Here is a 17,254-nt window from a genome sequence, read left to right on the forward strand (position 1 = left end):
TGTTCTTAGGAAAAAATAAAACGTTATAGCGCGTGCCGCTAGCGATCCGCGAGAGCGGTGCGCTTGCGGCTGCGCCCGGCGTTCTGAGGCGCCGTGACGGTCTCCCTGCGGCTTTCCTTCCCCGCGGGCTTGTACGGCGGCGCGGTGCTTTCGCGCACACGCAGATCCGCTTTCATGCGCAGATGCACCGGCTCCGACGGTTCGTCTTGCAACTGCTTGTGCAGCAACTGCCAGATCGCGCGTCCTACGGCTTCCACCGGCTGACGAATCGAGCTGATGCGCGGATGCAGCACCGACATCCATGGCGCGTCGTCGAACGAGAGCAGGGAGATTTCCTCGGGCAGGCGCAATTCGGCGTCGCGTATCGCACGTAGTGCGCCGAGCGTCGCGACGTTCGCGCCGGTGAAGAGCGCAGTGGGACGCTCACGTTCCGACAGCAGTCCGAGCGTGGCCGCGTGACTTTCGGTGTCGGTCATGCCGCACACCACGACGCGCGCATGACGCGCGAGGCCCGCGCGTTTCATCGCATCGAGATAACCGTCCGCGCGCTCGCGGCTGTTGACGAGATCGAGCGCGTTGACGATGAAGGTGATGCGCTTGTGCCCGAGCGCGATCAGATGATCGGTGCCGTCCCTCGCGGCGCGCCGGCTGTCGGTGGTGACGGTGTTGGCGGGAAAGCTGTTGTCGACGCGGTCGGCCATGACGAGCGGCACGTCGCATTCGCGCAGCTCATCGATTGCGTGCTCGTAGCCGTGGCAGGGAATGATGATCATGCCCGCCACCTGCCGCGACAGGACGAAGCGGATGCGCTCGGCCTCGCGCTCGGGGTCTTCCTGCGCATGTGCGAGCAGCAGGCGATAGCCGCTTGCGAGCGCATGATCCTCGACCACGCACAAGAGCTCGATGAAAAACGAGTTCGTCAGGTCGGGCACGACGAAGCCGATGGATGTCGAACGGCTGCTGCGCAGTTCGGCCGCAAGACTGTTGCGCCGATAGCCGAGCCGCCGCGCGGCTTCCCACACCTGCTGACGCCGCGCGGGACTCACGCCTTCCGCGCCCGCCATGACCTTCGACGCGGTGCCGAGTGAGACGCCCGCCGCGCTGGCGACATCCTTGAGCGTGCTGGTCGTTTTTTTTCGTGAGTCCAAGGCGTGATGTCGTCGAAATTCTGAAACGTTTCAAAATAGTAGAAAGCGTTGACGAGCGTAGCAAGTGAGTGTTTTTACCGAGCCGGACGTACCGCCTTACATCGCGATGTCATGCAGGTCCCTGACGATGGGCGGTCCGATCCTGAAGTCTGAGAAGCGCACGTTCAGACCGCCGCGTTCGGGCGTGCAGCACATCGGGCCGACATGCCAGCGCGCGCTCGCACCGCTCGCGGAAAAGGGCGCGAGACGCATGAGGGTCCAGTTGCGCCCGTCGGCGCTGCATTGCACTTTCAGAACGCCTTGCGCGATGGTCATGCGCAGGCGGAAGCGGTTCGTCCCGGCGCGCGAGCCGAGTGACCAGTCCGAGAGATCGTTCGTCAGGACGGTGCTGAAGGTGAGCGCGCCGTCGTTGTACTCGGCGCCGGCCTTGATCCAGCGTTCGGCGCTCTCGCGCACCATGAGGCCGGCCTGATCGTAGAGCGCGGAGAAATCGCCGTGGACCGCGACTTCCGCCGTGAAATCGCCGTCCACGCCGGCCGCGAATACGTGGCCGTTGTCGCGCACGAAGCCGTAGTGCGTCTTGCGCCAGAAATCGGTGTTCGCGTCGGTGGTGACGAAGAGGGTGTCGTTCTCGACACGCCATTGCGCGGGTTCGTTGATCCATCTGCATTGCTCGAACATGGCGTCTCCGTCGCGTGGATGGGCAGCGCAAGTATGGCATGGCGCGATTATCGTCATGCCTCGTTCATGATGCGGTGCGGCGAATTTCTAATGTTCATATGAAACTATTTCTGCGTCAGCTGAATTAGCATGAACGGATCCTTACCGTCCCTTTTCGGAAGGGAGAACGATGGTCAAGCTGATAATGATCCTGCTGGGCGTGGACTACCTGCGCAACCGCTGGCGCGGTCTCATGGTGATGGGCTGGCTGCTGTTGATCGTCGGCATCGGCGTGTTCATCGACGCGCTCGACGGTGCGCTCGGCTTTCCGATCTCGCTCGTCGGCTGGCTGCTTCTGATCGAGAGCCTGCTCACGCTGGCTGTCGCGTGGGCGGGAGTTGGCGGGCAGCGCAGACTGCGCTATGCGAAGGGCGTCGCGTTCATGCTCGCGGCGGCGCTGATTTTCGAGGGCAATCATCACGGCCACTTCATTCTTTCGATACTCATCGGTATCGCCTTTATCTTCAATGCCCTTCTGCAAGCGACTTCCGCGCTCGTCGTGCGTTACCGGCGCTACCGCGTCGCACTCGGTTTCGCGATCTTCGAGCTCCTGCTCGGCGTCTTCATGATTCAGCCCTATCCGACGCATTACAAGGGCACCGTGCCGTATTGCGTCGGCGCGTTCTTCATCTTCGCGGGATGGAACCTGATCGTGATCGCGACGCGCGTGCGCAAGCTGACGAGCAATCCCGCGATATGGGGCGATGCCAGCGCGGAAGCGGCGAGCGAAGCGGGAGCGAACGAGGGAGCGCGCCCTGCGCTGCAAGCGAGCGAATGGGACGGCCCGCCCGCCGACGACGAACCGGCGCTGACCGTGCATGTATGGACGCCGGTGGGATCGTCCAAGGCGGAGACACAGTGGCATCCGATCGTGGACCGCTATATTGCCGCCGTGGATCGCAACGGCGTGATTTCGACGGGACACGCCGCGCTCGAATCGCCGGAGGGCGTGTACGTGAGCCTTTACCCGGCCGTCGAGATCGATCGCTCGCCCGACGACTTCGCACGCCTGCTGCGCGCCACGCGCGAGAACGACGTGCCCGGCGTGTTTCAGCCGAGCTATCCGATCGAATCGAAGGCGTGGTGCCCTTCGACGACGCGCGTGCGCATCCGCAATTACGATCCCGTGCGTCTGGATCGCTTCTGGCGCAGGTATCGTGAGGACACCACCTATAACCTCACGCATCGCAATTGCTCGAGCAGCGTGTCGCGTGCGCTCGAAGCGGCGCTGGAAGGCGCGGCCGGACGATTGTATGGCGAGCGCGCCGGGTGGGGCGCGCTATTGCGGATGATCGTGACGCCCGAACTCTGGGTTGCCGCGCAGGTCCGCAAGCGCGCGGTGACGATGGCCTGGACGCCGGGCCTCACGCTCGACTACGCGCGGGCGCTCAGCATGGTCGCCGATCCTCGTCCTTATGTCTGGCTCAAGGTCGCGCGCATGGCGCTTTCGACGATGCGCGCATCGCGGCGCGAATGGCGTGACGAAGGGACGCTTGCGCAGAGCGGCGGATCGAACGTCGATCCGCCGGCGCGTGTATAGACGAGCGAGCTAAAGGTCGAGGTCTTCAGCGGCCTTGCGCGCGCGGCGCTCCTCGTTCGCACGGCGTGCGCGCAGCCGCTGGCGCGACAGTTGGGCGATCACTTCGCCCGTCGTGGCGCCTGGCGGAATTTCGTTGCGGATGACCTTCGCCACCATCGGCAAGCCCATGCGCTGCCTGCGCAGCGCGCGGGCGATGGCGGTGCGGCATTCCTGACCGTGACAATCCCATTCGTCACGGATTCGCTCGCAATAGGGACACTGTTCCATCCTTGCAGTTTACCGTGAAACGATGACGGCCTTCGAGTACGTCATGCGTTCCACACGCCGCTTGCCGCGGTTCGCCTTGCATAGTCCAGGAACGACCGCGGCTCGCGATTCAACGCACGGCGTACGCCATCGACGGGCTTTTCGTTGCGCCCGTCGAGCACCGTGGCGAACAGATAAAGGATGAGGTCGGTTTCCTCCTTCGACACACCGGCGTCGAGCAGACCGGCTCGAAATGCGTCGGGCGGCACGGGCACCGGACGCAGGTCGCGCCGAGTTGGAAAGCCGCCGGTGCGTGCGCGACAAGGCGCAACTGCTCAGCGCCTTTGCCGCACTGGTCGACCAGTACTATGAAATCGTGATGGACAAGCCCGTGATGCGCGACATCTCATCGGCGCTGCGCTCGGACAAGGAGCTGATGGGCATCGAGATCGCGGAAAGCCGCGCGTGCGGCGCCTTGCTTGCGGCCGCGATCCGGCGCGTCGATCCGCACATCGACAGCAAGCGCGTCAACGCGCTCGCGTCTGATCTGGCAACTGGGCGAGGAAACCATGCGCCTCGCCGTCGCGCACAGGCGCGGCGAGGGTGCGCTGCTGGTCGACGCCTATAAGCGGATGAGCCTGCGAGCGATAGAGGAGGCCTGAAGACGTCGCTCGCACGCCTGCGCGCTCATCCACTCAACTGGTTCGACGTGCTCGGGCGCCGCTCGCGCTGATGATGATCGAGGCTGCGCCTCAGCATCTTCTTCACGAGGCCTTTCAGAAAGTGAATCGAGCGGTCCGCGCGCACGTTCAGATCGAAAGGCTTGAGCTCGACGACTTCGCGGCCGCTGCGCTCGGCGAGCTTCGCGCGGGTCTTGCGATGATCGACCGCCATGGCGGACAGCGTTTCCGACGCCTGCTTGAACGATCCGCGATCGACTCGCGCGCAGACATGGCATGCGCGATGAAACAGCTTGTCGAACACGGTAAGCCAGTAGTCGTCCAACTCCCCGCCGTCGCAACGCGCGAGCGCTTCCCGGCCGTTGGTGCGCAGGTCCCGCATATCGTCGATCGAAGCGCGTTGCGTGATGCTGCCGAAACGCCGGCGATAGCCGATCAACGGCGTCGGAATGCGGAAGATGCTGCTGGCGCGAAGATACGTCGAAGGCACGACGGCCATGTCTTCGTAGTGACGGCCAACGGGAAACGGCTCGTCGTCGAAGAGCTCGGTGCGATAGACGCGCGCCCACGCGAAGGTATGGAAGCCTTCTGCGAATTGCTGCAGCGTCGCGCGATTCACCGGACCGCCACCGCTCGTGGCGGTCTCCACGAGGTCGATTTCGTCGAGCTCACGGCCGTCGTCGTCGATGATCTTGACGTTGTATTCGACGAGATCCCACGCACGCTCCGCGAGCACGGGAATGACCGCCTCGGTGAAGCCGTCGAGGTAGATGTCGTCGCCGTCGAGGAAGCCGACATAGGGCGTGCGCACCGCCGCCAGGCCCGTGTTGCGCGCGGCGCTCAGGCCGCGGTTTTCCTGGCGCAGCAGTTCGACGTGCACGCCGCGATCGCGCTCGACGATCGCGCGCGCCGCGGCGTAAGTCTCGTCGCGGGAACCGTCGTCGACGACGATGATTTTCATCGCGTCGACATGGGGCTGGGACAGCAAGGATTCGAGCGCTTCCTCGATGTATCCCTCGATGTTGTACGCCGCCACGACGATGCTCAGAAGCGGGTTCGTGTCTCGCAAGGAGTCACTCTCAAACGGCATATATGACGCTCTCCGTCGGATGATTGGGCTCTGACTCGCCGCACCTGTTCGATGCGATGAGCCGTCGTCGATGTCACGACGTGTGACGACGCGGCGGGCCGTGCGCCACGACACAAGCGGCTCGCGCGACGCGCCACACGGCGAGTCATGCAGTGGTCTGATGGATGCGGCGGGCTCGTTCACCGTGTTCGCGGCGGGGAAGAGCCATTTGAAACGCCGGTGCGGCGCAGGCGTTCACGCAAAGCCGCCCCAGAGGCAAGCCGCATGAACGGTCTTACGACGCTTATAGTTGGAGCATGTCACGTCACATTGCCGGCCCCGGATGCCCCGGTCTGACGTGCATGTCGATCGAGCAAACGCAATAGAGCGCATTCGTCGGGGCGGGTTCCCCGGACGCCATGATTTTGCGCTGACACCAATCCCGAATCACGTGAACAGTCCCCGCGCTGTGAAATTTGCGGATTCAACCGCGACTGACAGGCGAAGCCGAACACGTAGCTTGCATGTTAGCGGTTTAAAAAAAACCAGGCGGTGACATTCGTGTGTTGCCAGTACGTCGTTCAGAAAAAGCGAAACGTGCTCCTTTCAAGACACTGATGCAAGATCGGTCGCGCGATGCGCGTACTTATTGCACTGATCGTGTATGCATTACGCGTTGCATCTCACGTCGGTGCGCGATCGCGCTGATTAACAGTATGGTCCAGACTCGAACGAATGCGCTCCGTGCGCTCAGTCACATGGCAGGGCTGTCTTCAGCCCTGGAGCGTGACAAATCGTTTCAGGGTGCAAGCGAACTTTGCGAAATGCGGCAGATTTTTCATCCCGGCCGCGCCAATCATCACCGGAGACGAAAAAAATACGTGTTCGCTGCAGCGCCGGTCAACGCGCCGATGGTTTTTATGCCGCGTTCCAACGCCCGATTCTCGATCTGCAGGAAGAAACGCCCGAAAAGCAGTAGCAAATGCAATGCCACGGTCTCGCATCGTCCTGCTGATTAAAGCGGGCGAGCGAGACTCGATGATCGCGGGCAAGAAGAAGAACCGAAAGCGAATCGAATGCTTGCCGCCAGGGTCAATGATGGTTATAGAGCGATTGCCCCAGCGCCTGTGGCGAGGGCTGCGTGATCCATCCGCTTTGCGCCGCGCTTTCGGTACCCGGTCCGTACGAGGTATCGGCAGATGATGGACTCGTGCGCTGTGTATCCGGATAGTGGACATTCGATTGATGCAAGGTGCCGTCGCGCAGCGCCTGGACGATCTGGCCTTGAACTTCAGCGCGCGTGACAGGCGCATCCGATCGCGCATACGAAAGCGCGGGCGCCATGACGGCGGATGCAACCAAGGCAATCAAAATGCGTTTCATGGTCGATCCCCTTAAGAGAGTGGAACTCGATAAGGAGACTAGGTGCGAAGAATTAGTCGAGCGTTAGCGCGCTCAAACATTCTCCGGCGTGTAGAGCTGCGCGGACAATGGATACTGACTCGCTAACGCCGACTCTCCGGGCAAGGCCTGCAACGCACGCAGCATCGCCTGTATTGCCGTTTCCGCGATGCGCTGAAGCGGCGTATCGATGACGAGGTCGATGACGCCTTCGACCAGCGCTTCGTAACGGTCGGGCATCAGGTCGCTGCACACGGTCACGATGTGTCTTCCCGATGCCTCCTCGCGCAGCGCGCGAATGACGCCGCCCACGCCGCCGCCCGGAATGTAGAGACCGGCCAGATCGGCATGCCGCGCGAGCATCGCGAGTGTCGCTTCATAGGCGAGTTGCTTGTCCTCCAGGTTGATCTGCGTGTCGAGTACGCGCAGTCCGGGCGCATGTTCGCGCAGATACGAGCGGAAGCTGATCTCGCAGCTTTCCTGGCCGAGATAGCGCGGCGTGCCGACGAACACGCCCACGGTGCCTTCATCTCGGCGAGTGAGGCGGCTCACGGCCCACGCTGCCGTGCGTCCGCTCTTGCGCGGGTCCACGCCGATATAGCCCGCACGCAAGGGCGCGCTCAGATCCGACAGCAGCGTGACGGTCGGCTTGCCTTGAGCGTGCAATGCCTCGATGGCCGCCGTCACGTGCGGATGATCCACCGCGACGACGCCGAGCGCATCGGCCTCTTCACCGAGTGCGAGAAGCGTGCGTGCAATGGAAGCAGGATCGAGCTCGTCCATGTACTCGATGACGGCGGTGCAGTGTTCCGGCTCATGGCGCGCGGCCGCATCGGTCAGGATGCGAGCAAAGGTCTGATAGAACGGATCGGCGCGCTTTTGCAGGCAGAACCCGAGCGTGTGCCGTTCGCGACGCTCGCCGCGCTGTGCGCGCAGGCGCTCGCGCATCAGTCCTGCGCCGTGATAGCCGATGCGTTCAGCCGCTTCGATCACGCACAGCGCCGTTCCTTCGCGCACGCTCAGACGACCGTTGAACACGCGGTCGACCGTTGCCGGGCTCACGCCGGCCGCTTCTGCGACCGACTGAAGTGTGGGACGCTTGCTCATCTCTTGATGGAAATGATGGATTTTCGAATGGCGCGATGATGCTTAAAGATAGCAAATGCGCGCGAACATTGCGCCGCCTTTGCGTGCCTCCTATCATCGATCCGACAAGAACGAATGATGTAAATCCAATCATCGGATGAGGTGACATGATGGAATCCGGGCAGTCCCGAGGCGCACGCGCGCCGGACAGGCATTGCGCTTACCAGTTGATAGGAGGCGCCGGCGAGCGCGCGAAGGCGGCGGGTCTCGTCAATGCCGACTGGCACAAATGCGCGGTGCCGCGCCCGGTCATGAAGAGCCTGATGCAGCGAAGCGATGCGCGCGCGATCCGCGACACGCTCCTCTGGTATGCGGCGATCGTCGCGAGCGGCGTGCTGGCGTGGTTCGCGTGGCAAGCGCATTCGCTTTGGGCGATTCCCGCGTTCCTTCTCTACGGCACGCTGTATTGCAGCCCGGCCGATTCGCGCTGGCACGAGAGCGGACACGGCACCGCGTTCAAGACGTCATGGATGAACAAGGCGCTCTATCAGGTGGCGTCGTTTCAGGTGTTTCGGCGTCCGACGATCTGGCGCTGGAGTCACGCGCGCCATCACACGGATACGCTCGTCGTGGGCCGCGATCGCGAGATCGCCGTGCCCTTGCCGACGGACTGGCTGAGCCTCGCGCTCAATGTGTTTGCGCTTAAGCACGTCGCGGGCGAGGTGCCGAAGATCATTTCATCGGCCTTCGGCAACATCGGCGAGGAGGAAAGGACCTATGTGCCTGAAGCGGAATGGCCGAAGGTGATTATCGAGGCGCGCGTCTGGCTTGCGATTCATGCGGTGGTGATCGCCTCATGCTTCGTGTTCCATTCGATTTTGCCACTGCTCTATGTCGGCCTGCCGAGTCTCTACGGCGCATGGCTCTATCTTTTCTTCGGCCTGACGCAGCACGCCGGCATGCCGGAGAACGTGCTCGATCATCGCAAGAACTGCCGCACCGTGATGATGAATCCCGTGTTCCGGTTTCTCTACCTGAACATGAATTATCACGTCGAGCATCACATGTTTCCGATGGTGCCGTATCACGCGCTGCCGCGCCTGCATGAAGCGGTCAAGCACGACATGCCGCCGCCCTATCCGAGCTCGATCGCTGCTTACGCGGAAATCATTCCGGTGCTCATGCGGCAGACGCGCGATCCGTCGTATCACGTCGAACGGCCGGTGCCGGCGGCAACTCAGGCGTAAGAGACTCGAGGAGACGATTTGTCATGACGCAATGGATCGATGCAGCCGCGCTGGACGACATCGACGACGAAGACGTGATGCGCTTCGATCACGATGGCCGGACCTTCGCGATCTACCGCGTGAACGACGCCGTGTACGCAAGCGACGGCCTGTGCACGCACGAGCACGTGCATCTGAGCGACGGGCTCGTGATGGATCACGTCATCGAATGCCCGAAGCACAACGGACGCTTCGATATCCGCGACGGCCGGCCACTGTGCGCGCCGGTTTGCGAAAAGCTCAGGACGTACCCCGCAAGGGTCGAGGGCGGACGCATCTTCATCGAGGTCTGACGCCATGGCTTGCGGGCAGGACGGGCGCGCGATGGTGATCGTCGGCGCGGGACATGTCGGTGGACGCGCTGCGCTCGCACTGCGCGAATTCGGCTGGAAGAGGCGCATCGTGATGATCGGCGCGGAGGTGCACCTTCCTTATGAAAGGCCGCCGATATCCAAGCAACTGCTCACCGGCGAACGCGAAGCGATGCATTGCCACTTGCGTACGCATGATGCGTGGCAGACGGATTGCATCGAGCATGTGGTGGGCCGTGCAGGGGCGATCATGCCGGACTCGCGTGAAGTGAGGCTCGAGGATGGCAGCCGCATCGAGTACGAGGCGCTCTTGCTGGCCACCGGTGGGCACGCGCGGAGCCTGCGAATTCCCGGCGCTGATCTGGATGGCGTATCGACATTGCGCACACTCGACGATGCCGCGCGCATCGCGCCGCGGCTCGTGCCCGGCGCGCGCGTCGTGATCGTGGGCGGTGGATTCATCGGACTGGAAGTTGCCGCATCCGCCCGCAAGCGCGGCTGCGAAGTGTGCGTGATCGAAGGCGCGCTGCGATTGCTCGGGCGCGCGGTGCCCGCGGGCATCGCGGAGCAGGTGCTGCGGCTGCACGAGCGCAATGGCGTGCTCGTGCGCATCGGCGTCGCGCCGCTTGCGATCGAGCGGGCGACGGACGGCGCACTCAGGATATCGCTTTCCGACGGCCGCTCGATCGCCGCCGATATCGTCATCGTCGGCATCGGCATCGAGCCGGCGGACGAACTGGCGCGTGACGCGGGGCTCGCCGTGAATCGCGGCGTCATCGTGAGCGCCGAGCTGGAGACGTCCGTGCCGGGCATATTCGCGGCGGGCGACATCGCTATCTATCCGAGCCGCTTCACCGGCCAGCCGATTCGGCAGGAAACGTGGCACAACGCCGAGACGCAGGCGCGCACGGCCGCGCGCAACATGCTCGGCGAGCGGGCAACGTACGACGACGTCCCGTGGTTCTGGTCCGATCAGTATGATCATCAACTGCAAGTGGCGGGCGAGCCGTCGCTCGGCGAACGCGCGGTCAGGCGACCGCTCGGGGATGCGGGATCGATCGACTTCCATTTCGATGCACACGGACGGCTCGTCGGCGCGAGCGGATTCGGGCCTGCAAGCGTCATCGCGAAGGACATGAAGCTCGCGCGCATGCTCGTCGAACGCGGACTTTCGCCCTCGGCGGAGATGCTCGACGATGCAGGCATCGGGCTCAAGGCTCTGCTCTAGCACCAGGCGAAGACAAGGAGAACGACGATGAGTCAGTTCGAAGGCAAGGTGGCGGTGATCACGGGCGGCGCGCAAGGCCTGGGCGCCGCGGTGGCGGCGCTCTTCGTGGAACGCGGCGCCCATGGCATCGTGATCTGCGCGCGCTCGCAAGAGAAGGGCGAAAAGAAGGCGCACGAGCTTGCGGAAGCGGGGGGGGCGCAAGTGCGCTTCGTCGCGGCGGACCTGTCGCGCGTGGAGGATTGCCGCGCCGTGATCGCGGCGGCGGATGCGCAGTTCGGGCGCGTCGACGTGCTGGTGAACGCCGCCGCGACGACCGAGCGCGGCACGATCCTGGACACTGATCCCGAGCTCTTCGATCGCATGTTCGCGACCAACGTGCGCGCGCCGTTCTTCCTGATGCAGGAGACGATCCGCATCATGAAGCGCGAGCAGATCGAAGGCGCGATCGTCAACATCTGCTCGATGTCGGCGATTGCAGGGCAGCCCTTCATCTCGGCGTATTGCGCGTCCAAGGGGGCGCTCGCGACGCTCACGCAGAACACGGCCTATGCGCTGTTGCGCAATCGCATCCGCGTGAACGGTCTGAATCTGGGCTGGATGGCGAGCGAAGGCGAGGACCGCATTCAGCGCACCCATCACGGCGCGGGCGACGACTGGCTCGAGCGCGCCGCCACGGCGCAGCCGTTCGGACGATTGATCAACACGAACGAAGCGGCGCGGGCGGTCGCCTATCTCGCGAGCGCGGAATCGGGTCTCATGACGGGATCGATGGTCAACTTCGATCAATCGATATGGGGCGCGTATGACGACGCGCCGCATCCCAAGGAACCGCTCTGAGCGTCGACCTGCTCAAACGCGGACCATGCCGACGGCGCGCGGGTGCCGTCCGGTTTGACCGTGCGGCTCGCCTCCTCGATCCTGTCGTCCTAAGGACGCTGCCGCATCGCCAGCGCGACGCCCGAGAGCGTAAGCGCCATCGCGATCGCCTCGTGTGAGCCGAGCGGCTCGCCGAGCGCCAGCGCCGCCGCGACGATGCCCATGATCGGCACGAGCAGCATGCCGATCGACGCGATTTCGGCGGGCAGGCGGCGCAGCGTCGCGAACCACGCCAGATAGCAGGCGCCCATCGGCACGAGACTCATGTAGGCGAGCACCGCCCAGCCGTCGAGTTCGAGCGCGGAGAGGGCCGGATGCTCGATCAGGACGCCGAGCACGACCATCGGTGCGCAACCGATCCCGACTTGCCACGCGACGAGCGTGATCGGGGGAATGGGCATCGGCCCGTGCGTGACGACGGTGCCGAGCGCGAACAGCACAGCCGCCGCGAGCGCGAATGCGATGCCGGCGATCTTGCCGCCATCGAAGGAAAGGCCGTGCGCGGAGAGCAGCACGACGACGCCCGCGAGGCCGAGCGCCAGCGCGCAAAAGCCCGCAGTCGACGGCTTGCGCTTTGCGATGGGCCATGCGATCAGCATTGCCCAGATCGGCATCGTGTAGACGAGCAGCGCGCCTTCGCTGACCGAGAGCCATTTCATCGACAAGGTGGAGAAGCCCATCCACGCGAAGACGTTGATCGCGGACGCGAGGAGCAGACGCGGCAAGAGCGAGCGCGGCACGCGGAGGTCCTCGCCGGCGAATATCGCGAGTACGCCGAGCAGCATGGTGGCGGCCATCCCGGCGACGCCGCGCGAGAAGAGCGGCGGCCACTCGCGCAACAGGACTTTCATGGCCGGCCAGTTGAGCGCCCAGCCGGTGGCGGTGACGAGCAGATAGATGAACCCCGTCAGGCGAGCTGGCATGGAAGGCGGTCTTGTCGTTGTCGTTCTCGGGCCCCGATCATACAGGCTGACCTGGCATGCATGGCGCGGCATACAAAACACAAAAATGTATGCAAAACGCAAGATGCAAAAGACCACGCGAATGCCGGGGACCTTGGAAACGCGCGGGCGGGCAGAGCGCCGCTCACACTCGCGAAACTTTGCGAGCGTGTTTTTCTAGAAAACGATTAACTCCCGAAGCTAAGACTGGAATCTAGTGGATAACCTTTGCGGCGCTGTATCGGCTTGGAGTTAGGCCCGTACTAGGGCAAACACTAGGGTAGGCATCCCAAGGCAAACCGACTATTCTTCGAAAAACGTTTTCCAAAACCTGGGCGGCTTGCGGCCTCGCTGACCAAGCAAAGCCATGCCGACGGCGCTCGTCGCCGTTCAACGCAACAAAGAACGCGGCTCGACGAGCGCCGCCGCGTCCGGAGACTTTCATGAACACTGTCGTTGCCGGCGTCGTGCGAACCGCCAGCCGTTATCGCTGGACTGTGTGCGCGCTGCTCTTCTTCGCCACGGTCATCAACTACATGGACCGGCAGATCCTCGGTCTGCTCGCTCCGATGCTGCAGCACGACATCGGCTGGACGCAGGTGCAGTACGGCCGCATCGTCATTGCGTTCTCGGCTTTTTATGCGATCGGTCTCCTTTGTTTCGGCCGCATCGTCGACTGGCTCGGCACCCGCATCTCCTATGCGCTTGCGATGTTCGTCTGGAGCGTCGCCGCGGTGCTGCACGCGGCCGTCGGCTCCGTAATGGGCTTCGCGATGGTCCGCGCGCTGCTCGGCATCGGCGAGGGCGGCAACTTCCCGGCGGCGATCAAGACCACCGCCGAATGGTTCCCGCGCCGTGAACGCGCGCTCGCGACCGGCATCTTCAATTCGGGTGCGAACATCGGCGCGGTGTTCGCGCCCGCGCTCATCCCGGCGCTCGCCGTGGCCTTCGGCTGGCGCGCGGCGTTCGTGATGGTCGGCGCCATCGGCATCGTGTGGCTCGTGGTGTGGTTCGTGATGTATCGCGAACCGGACGGCAGCGCGCAAGAGGACGAAATCGCGGACGAAGGCGACGAAGCGAAGGTTGCCGACATCGCCAACGCGAAGGCGGGCGCGCCGGGCTTCAAGGTGCTCATCAAGAAGCGCGAGACGTGGGCGTTCATCGTCGGCAAGTTCCTGACCGATCCGGTGTGGTGGTTCTATCTGTTCTGGCTGCCGAAGTGGCTGAACGAATCGCGCGGCATGGACATGCAGCACATCGGCCTGCCGCTCGTCGTGATCTACGCGATCACCACGGTGGGCAGCATCGGCGGCGGCTGGATTTCGTCGGCGCTCCTGCGCGCGGGCTGGAGCGTGAATCGGGCGCGCAAGACCGCGATGCTGATCTGCGCATGTGCCGTACTGCCGATCGCGTTCGTGTCGCAGGCGGAAAATCTGTGGGTGGCGGTGGCGATCGTCGGTCTCGCGGCGGCGGCGCACCAGGGCTGGTCGGCGAACCTCTTCACGACGGCATCGGACCTGTTCCCGCGTCGTGCGGTGGGCGCGGTGGTCGGTATCGGCGGCATGGCCGGCTCGATCGGCGGCGTGCTGTTCTCGGAAGTGATCGGTCAGGTGCTGCAACGCACGGGTCACTACTGGGTGCTGTTCGCGATCGGTGCGTCGGCCTACCTCATCGCCTTCGCGATCATGCACGTGCTCACGCCGAAGATGACGCCGGCGAAGCTCGCAGCGTAATCGCAGTCCGACTGCAACATGCGCCGCGCCGCCAGCATTTGCAACACGCCGGCGGCGCGGCGTGCATCATGTAACAGCAGCGGTCGATTCGCGCACGATGAGCCGCGGCTCGAACATGGAGTTGCCCGGGTCCGGATGACCGGCGAGGGCATCGATGAGCTTCTGCATCGCGAGCTCGCCCATCTTCTCGCTTTGAATGTCGACGGTGGTGAGGCCCGGTGCGGCATACGCGCCGTACGGCACGTTGTCGATGCCGGTCACGGAAACGTCGTGCGGCACGCGAATGCCGAGCGTCGCGGCCTCCTTCATGAAGCCGAGCGCGATCAGGTCGTTGTAGCAGATCACGGCTTGCGGCCGCTTCGGTCCGAGCATCACGCGCGAGCAGGCCTGTTCGCCCGCGAGCGAGGTCGGTGCGTGAGCTTCGTAGATGTCGAGCTCGAGCCCCGCTTCGGCGAGACATTCGCGGGCGCCGCGAATCCGTTCATCGTTGATGCGCGCGTGCTCGAAGCCGAGATAGGCGATGCGGCGGTGCCCGAGATCGAGCAGATGGCGCGCGAGCATGTAGGTGGCGAGGCGGCTGTTGATGCCGACGCTCGGAATGGGCAGCTCGGCGTTGCGCAGGAGCACGACGGGCTTGTCGAGCTCGAGCATCCATTGCGCGTGTTCGTCGGGCAGGCGCGAGCTGACGAGCAGGCCGTCCACGCGCTGCGCGAGCGCTTCGATGAGCGGACGCTCGCGGGCCTGGTTCTCGTCGATATCGACGAGCAGCAGCGTGTAGTCGTGCCGCAGCGCAATGCGGTTCGCGCCCTTCACGACATGGGTGAAGTGCGGGTTGCTGATGTCGAGGATGGTGAGCCCGATGGTGCGCGTGCGGCCCGTGATCATCGAGCGTGCAAGCGGGTTCGAGCGATAGCCGAGCGAGTCGATCGCTTCCTTGAGCCGGGCTTCGACGGGCGCCGAGAAGCGCTGCGCGCCGTTGATGTACTTTGAGACGGTCGCGACCGACACGCCCGCCGCGGCGGCGACATCGCGAATGGTCGGGGAAATTTTTTTCATTCGGAGGGTAACGTTTTCGCAGTGTTTACGGATTGTCGCAGAAAATCGGGAAACAATGACAGCAAAAGCGCATTTTGTGTGCGGCGTTTTGCATGCCAAATGGCAGTTGACGGCTCGATCAGCCAATCGCTATAGTCAAGAAAACGTTTTCTTCCTTTTTGCTTTCAATGTATCAAAAGTATTCGACAGGAGTCTCGATGAATCAGCCAACCGCAGCGGGCAAGCCGTTCAAGCGCCTGCTTCTGACCGGCGCGGCCGGCAATCTGGGTCGTCAGTTGCGCGGCGCGCTCGCGCAATGGGCCGACGTCGTGCGTCTCTCCGACATCGCTCCGCTCGACGACGCCGCGAAACACGAGGAAGTGAGCGCCGTCGATCTCGCGGACCGCGAGAAGGTGATGCAGCTCGTCGAGGGCGTCGATGCGATCGTGCATCTGGGCGGCATCTCGATCGATGCGCCGTTCGACGATCTGATCGAAGCGAATATCCGCGGCACGTACAACATTTATGAGGCGGCGCGTCGCTACGGCGTGAAGCGCGTCGTCTTCGCGAGCTCGAATCACGCGATCGGCTTCCATCCCGTCACCGAAGTCCTCGATGCGGATTCTCCGCAGCGCCCGGACAGCCTGTACGGCGTGACGAAGTGCTTCGGCGAGTCGCTGTCGCGCTACTACTTCGACCGCTTCGGCATCGAGACGGTGTGCCTGCGCATCGGTTCGTCGTTCGAGGAGCCGAAGAATCCGCGCATGCTCGTCACGTATCTGAGCTACCGCGATTTCATCGAGCTCGTGCGTTGCTCGCTGTTCACGAACCGCGTCGGTCATGCGGTGGTGTATGGCGTGTCGGACAACCCGGCGAAGTGGTGGGACAACTCGAAGGCCGGTTTCCTCGGCTTCGATCCGCAGGACAGCTCCGCGCAGTTCAACGGGCTCTTCCCCGTCACCGCGCCGACCGACGATCGCGACGACCCTGCGCAGCGCTTCCAGGGCGGCGCATTCGTGCTCGGCGAGCCGATGGAGCGCAAGCGATGAGCGTCGCGGTTCGCGCCGAGCGGCTCGATGCGGGCGGCCGCGCGACGGTCGGCGAATGCCCCGTCTGGCGCGCGGAAGAGGGTGCGCTGTATTGGGTCGACATTCCGGCGCGGCGCATCGTTCGGCTGCAAATCGCGAGCGCGCGACGCACCGAGTGGACGTTTGCGGAGCAGGTCGCGTGCTTCGCGTTCGATGCGGCGGGGCGCGTCGTCGCGGGAATGGAGAGCGGGGTATTCGGCGTGAGCCTGCAGGAAGCGGGCGATGCGCGCGTCGTCAGGTTGGCTGCGCCGGAATTTCCCGCATCCGGCATGCGTTTCAACGATGGCCGTTGCGACAGGCAAGGGCGCTTCTGGGCGGGCACGATGGTGCAGGACATGTCGCTCGCGAGCCCTGCGGGAGCGCTCTTTCGTTTCGATGAGAACGGCACGTTGTCGGCGCCCGTCGTCGAAGGTCTGATCACCCAGAACGGTCTTGCATGGTCGCCCGATGGCAGGACGATGTACTTGTCGGATTCGCATCCGCAAAGACGGCTCGTCTGGGCATTCGACTTCGACCCCGATAGCGGTACGCCGGGCGCGCCCCGCGTGTTAGCGGACCTTCGTCATTACGCGGGACGTCCGGACGGCGCAGCGGTCGATGCGGACGGCTGCTACTGGACCTGCGCGAACGATGCCGGGCGTTTGTTGCGCTTTACGCCGCAAGGCAAGCTCGATCGCGAAATCGCGTTGCCCGCGAGCAAGCCTTCCATGTGCGCATTCGGCGGCAGCGATTTGTCGACGCTCTATGCCACGACGATTCGTCCGGTAATGAACGCCACTGAAGACGACGGTTATGTGTTCGCCTTGAACGCCGGTGTGCAAGGCTTACCGGAACCCGATTACGCCGGGATGTTACCGGTCGCATAA

Annotated in this window: 19 protein-coding genes; 10 read left to right on the forward strand and 9 right to left on the reverse strand. The window is 63.9% G+C overall.

Annotated elements, in window-relative coordinates; all coding sequences use genetic code 11:
• Positions 1 to 38: 38 nt before the first annotated feature.
• Complete coding sequence (locus AWB83_RS15435) at positions 39 to 1,148, reverse strand: LacI family DNA-binding transcriptional regulator (RefSeq protein ID WP_087046441.1); 1,110 nt, start codon at positions 1,146 to 1,148, stop codon at positions 39 to 41.
• 96 nt (positions 1,149 to 1,244) lie between these two features.
• Positions 1,245 to 1,829, reverse strand: a complete 585-nt coding sequence (locus AWB83_RS15440; RefSeq protein ID WP_087046442.1) for a DUF1349 domain-containing protein — start codon at positions 1,827 to 1,829, stop codon at positions 1,245 to 1,247.
• Between the two features lie 169 nt (positions 1,830 to 1,998).
• Between AWB83_RS15440 and AWB83_RS15445 the strand changes: the two genes are divergently transcribed.
• A complete protein-coding gene (locus AWB83_RS15445) occupies positions 1,999 to 3,408 on the forward strand; it encodes an HdeD family acid-resistance protein (protein WP_087046443.1) in 1,410 nt (469 codons plus the stop codon).
• A gap of 9 nt (positions 3,409 to 3,417) precedes the next feature.
• On the opposite strand, the gene AWB83_RS15450 is transcribed toward AWB83_RS15445, so the two are convergent.
• Together AWB83_RS15450 and AWB83_RS15455 are read right to left on the reverse strand one after the other, a co-directional pair.
• The gene (locus AWB83_RS15450) at positions 3,418 to 3,675 is read right to left on the reverse strand and encodes a hypothetical protein (protein ID WP_087046444.1); all 258 of its coding nucleotides are present in this window, start codon (positions 3,673 to 3,675) and stop codon (positions 3,418 to 3,420) included.
• Between the two features lie 41 nt (positions 3,676 to 3,716).
• Positions 3,717 to 3,929, reverse strand: coding sequence for a hypothetical protein (locus AWB83_RS15455; RefSeq protein WP_244197749.1), 213 nt, complete (start codon positions 3,927 to 3,929; stop codon positions 3,717 to 3,719).
• Positions 3,930 to 3,967: 38 nt separating this feature from the next.
• Between AWB83_RS15455 and AWB83_RS15460 the strand changes: the two genes are divergently transcribed.
• Entirely contained in the window at positions 3,968 to 4,282 is a 315-nt protein-coding gene (locus tag AWB83_RS15460; protein WP_244197750.1) for a hypothetical protein, read from the forward strand.
• Between the two features lie 59 nt (positions 4,283 to 4,341).
• Here AWB83_RS15460 and AWB83_RS15465 read toward each other — a convergent pair whose 3' ends face one another.
• Complete coding sequence (locus AWB83_RS15465; protein WP_244197751.1) at positions 4,342 to 5,403, reverse strand: glycosyltransferase family 2 protein; 1,062 nt, start codon at positions 5,401 to 5,403, stop codon at positions 4,342 to 4,344.
• 758 nt (positions 5,404 to 6,161) lie between these two features.
• Here AWB83_RS15465 and AWB83_RS36110 point away from each other — a divergent pair.
• On the forward strand, positions 6,162 to 6,422 hold the full coding sequence (locus tag AWB83_RS36110; protein WP_143750059.1) for a hypothetical protein: 261 nt from the start codon (positions 6,162 to 6,164) through the stop codon (positions 6,420 to 6,422).
• A gap of 73 nt (positions 6,423 to 6,495) precedes the next feature.
• Here AWB83_RS36110 and AWB83_RS15470 read toward each other — a convergent pair whose 3' ends face one another.
• The gene (locus AWB83_RS15470; RefSeq protein ID WP_087046446.1) at positions 6,496 to 6,786 is read right to left on the reverse strand and encodes a DUF4148 domain-containing protein; all 291 of its coding nucleotides are present in this window, start codon (positions 6,784 to 6,786) and stop codon (positions 6,496 to 6,498) included.
• A 72-nt stretch (positions 6,787 to 6,858) separates the two neighbouring features.
• Complete coding sequence (locus AWB83_RS15475) at positions 6,859 to 7,911, reverse strand: LacI family DNA-binding transcriptional regulator (protein WP_087046447.1); 1,053 nt, start codon at positions 7,909 to 7,911, stop codon at positions 6,859 to 6,861.
• Positions 7,912 to 8,057: 146 nt separating this feature from the next.
• Here AWB83_RS15475 and AWB83_RS15480 point away from each other — a divergent pair, with 146 nt between their 5' ends.
• Genes AWB83_RS15480 through AWB83_RS15495 form a run of 4 tightly spaced genes read left to right on the forward strand, consistent with a single transcriptional unit; the run spans position 8,058 to position 11,552 of the window.
• Positions 8,058 to 9,137, forward strand: a complete 1,080-nt coding sequence (locus AWB83_RS15480) for a fatty acid desaturase family protein (protein WP_087046448.1) — start codon at positions 8,058 to 8,060, stop codon at positions 9,135 to 9,137.
• A 23-nt stretch (positions 9,138 to 9,160) separates the two neighbouring features.
• Positions 9,161 to 9,469, forward strand: a complete 309-nt coding sequence (locus AWB83_RS15485; protein WP_087046449.1) for a non-heme iron oxygenase ferredoxin subunit — start codon at positions 9,161 to 9,163, stop codon at positions 9,467 to 9,469.
• 4 nt (positions 9,470 to 9,473) lie between these two features.
• Entirely contained in the window at positions 9,474 to 10,715 is a 1,242-nt protein-coding gene (locus tag AWB83_RS15490) for an NAD(P)/FAD-dependent oxidoreductase (RefSeq protein WP_087046450.1), read from the forward strand.
• Between the two features lie 27 nt (positions 10,716 to 10,742).
• Complete coding sequence (locus AWB83_RS15495; protein ID WP_087046451.1) at positions 10,743 to 11,552, forward strand: SDR family oxidoreductase; 810 nt, start codon at positions 10,743 to 10,745, stop codon at positions 11,550 to 11,552.
• Between the two features lie 89 nt (positions 11,553 to 11,641).
• Here the strand turns inward: AWB83_RS15495 and AWB83_RS15500 are convergent, their stop codons facing one another.
• The gene (locus AWB83_RS15500; RefSeq protein WP_087046452.1) at positions 11,642 to 12,514 is read right to left on the reverse strand and encodes a DMT family transporter; all 873 of its coding nucleotides are present in this window, start codon (positions 12,512 to 12,514) and stop codon (positions 11,642 to 11,644) included.
• A gap of 461 nt (positions 12,515 to 12,975) precedes the next feature.
• On the opposite strand from AWB83_RS15500, the gene AWB83_RS15505 reads away from it, so the two are divergent.
• On the forward strand, positions 12,976 to 14,265 hold the full coding sequence (locus AWB83_RS15505; RefSeq protein ID WP_087046453.1) for an MFS transporter: 1,290 nt from the start codon (positions 12,976 to 12,978) through the stop codon (positions 14,263 to 14,265).
• 66 nt (positions 14,266 to 14,331) lie between these two features.
• Here AWB83_RS15505 and AWB83_RS15510 read toward each other — a convergent pair whose 3' ends face one another.
• The gene (locus tag AWB83_RS15510; protein ID WP_087046454.1) at positions 14,332 to 15,321 is read right to left on the reverse strand and encodes a LacI family DNA-binding transcriptional regulator; all 990 of its coding nucleotides are present in this window, start codon (positions 15,319 to 15,321) and stop codon (positions 14,332 to 14,334) included.
• 197 nt (positions 15,322 to 15,518) lie between these two features.
• On the opposite strand from AWB83_RS15510, the gene AWB83_RS15515 reads away from it, so the two are divergent.
• Together AWB83_RS15515 and AWB83_RS15520 are read left to right on the forward strand one after the other, a co-directional pair.
• On the forward strand, positions 15,519 to 16,349 hold the full coding sequence (locus AWB83_RS15515; RefSeq protein ID WP_087046455.1) for an NAD-dependent epimerase/dehydratase family protein: 831 nt from the start codon (positions 15,519 to 15,521) through the stop codon (positions 16,347 to 16,349).
• Entirely contained in the window at positions 16,346 to 17,254 is a 909-nt protein-coding gene (locus AWB83_RS15520) for an SMP-30/gluconolactonase/LRE family protein (protein WP_087046456.1), read from the forward strand. Before AWB83_RS15515 ends, AWB83_RS15520 begins: the two co-directional genes overlap by 4 nt.

Source organism: Caballeronia ptereochthonis (assembly GCF_001545075.1).
Taxonomy (GTDB): Bacteria; Pseudomonadota; Gammaproteobacteria; order Burkholderiales; family Burkholderiaceae; genus Caballeronia; species Caballeronia ptereochthonis.

Excerpts from the sequence above, each read along its gene's own strand:
- AWB83_RS15445 (WP_087046443.1), top strand. The coding sequence starts at position 1,999 with ATGGTCAAGCTGATAATGATCCTGCTGGGCGTGGACTACCTGCGCAAC.
- AWB83_RS15505 (WP_087046453.1), top strand. The coding sequence starts at position 12,976 with ATGAACACTGTCGTTGCCGGCGTCGTGCGAACCGCCAGCCGTTATCGC.
- AWB83_RS15470 (WP_087046446.1), bottom strand. The coding sequence starts at position 6,786 with ATGAAACGCATTTTGATTGCCTTGGTTGCATCCGCCGTCATGGCGCCC.
- AWB83_RS15490 (WP_087046450.1), top strand. The coding sequence starts at position 9,474 with ATGGCTTGCGGGCAGGACGGGCGCGCGATGGTGATCGTCGGCGCGGGA.
- AWB83_RS15450 (WP_087046444.1), bottom strand. The coding sequence starts at position 3,675 with ATGGAACAGTGTCCCTATTGCGAGCGAATCCGTGACGAATGGGATTGT.
- AWB83_RS15520 (WP_087046456.1), top strand. The coding sequence starts at position 16,346 with ATGAGCGTCGCGGTTCGCGCCGAGCGGCTCGATGCGGGCGGCCGCGCG.
- AWB83_RS15495 (WP_087046451.1), top strand. The coding sequence starts at position 10,743 with ATGAGTCAGTTCGAAGGCAAGGTGGCGGTGATCACGGGCGGCGCGCAA.
- AWB83_RS15515 (WP_087046455.1), top strand. The coding sequence starts at position 15,519 with ATGAATCAGCCAACCGCAGCGGGCAAGCCGTTCAAGCGCCTGCTTCTG.
- AWB83_RS15500 (WP_087046452.1), bottom strand. The coding sequence starts at position 12,514 with ATGCCAGCTCGCCTGACGGGGTTCATCTATCTGCTCGTCACCGCCACC.
- AWB83_RS15475 (WP_087046447.1), bottom strand. The coding sequence starts at position 7,911 with ATGAGCAAGCGTCCCACACTTCAGTCGGTCGCAGAAGCGGCCGGCGTG.
- AWB83_RS15485 (WP_087046449.1), top strand. The coding sequence starts at position 9,161 with ATGACGCAATGGATCGATGCAGCCGCGCTGGACGACATCGACGACGAA.
- AWB83_RS15510 (WP_087046454.1), bottom strand. The coding sequence starts at position 15,321 with ATGAAAAAAATTTCCCCGACCATTCGCGATGTCGCCGCCGCGGCGGGC.
- AWB83_RS36110 (WP_143750059.1), top strand. The coding sequence starts at position 6,162 with ATGGCAGGGCTGTCTTCAGCCCTGGAGCGTGACAAATCGTTTCAGGGT.
- AWB83_RS15480 (WP_087046448.1), top strand. The coding sequence starts at position 8,058 with ATGATGGAATCCGGGCAGTCCCGAGGCGCACGCGCGCCGGACAGGCAT.
- AWB83_RS15440 (WP_087046442.1), bottom strand. The coding sequence starts at position 1,829 with ATGTTCGAGCAATGCAGATGGATCAACGAACCCGCGCAATGGCGTGTC.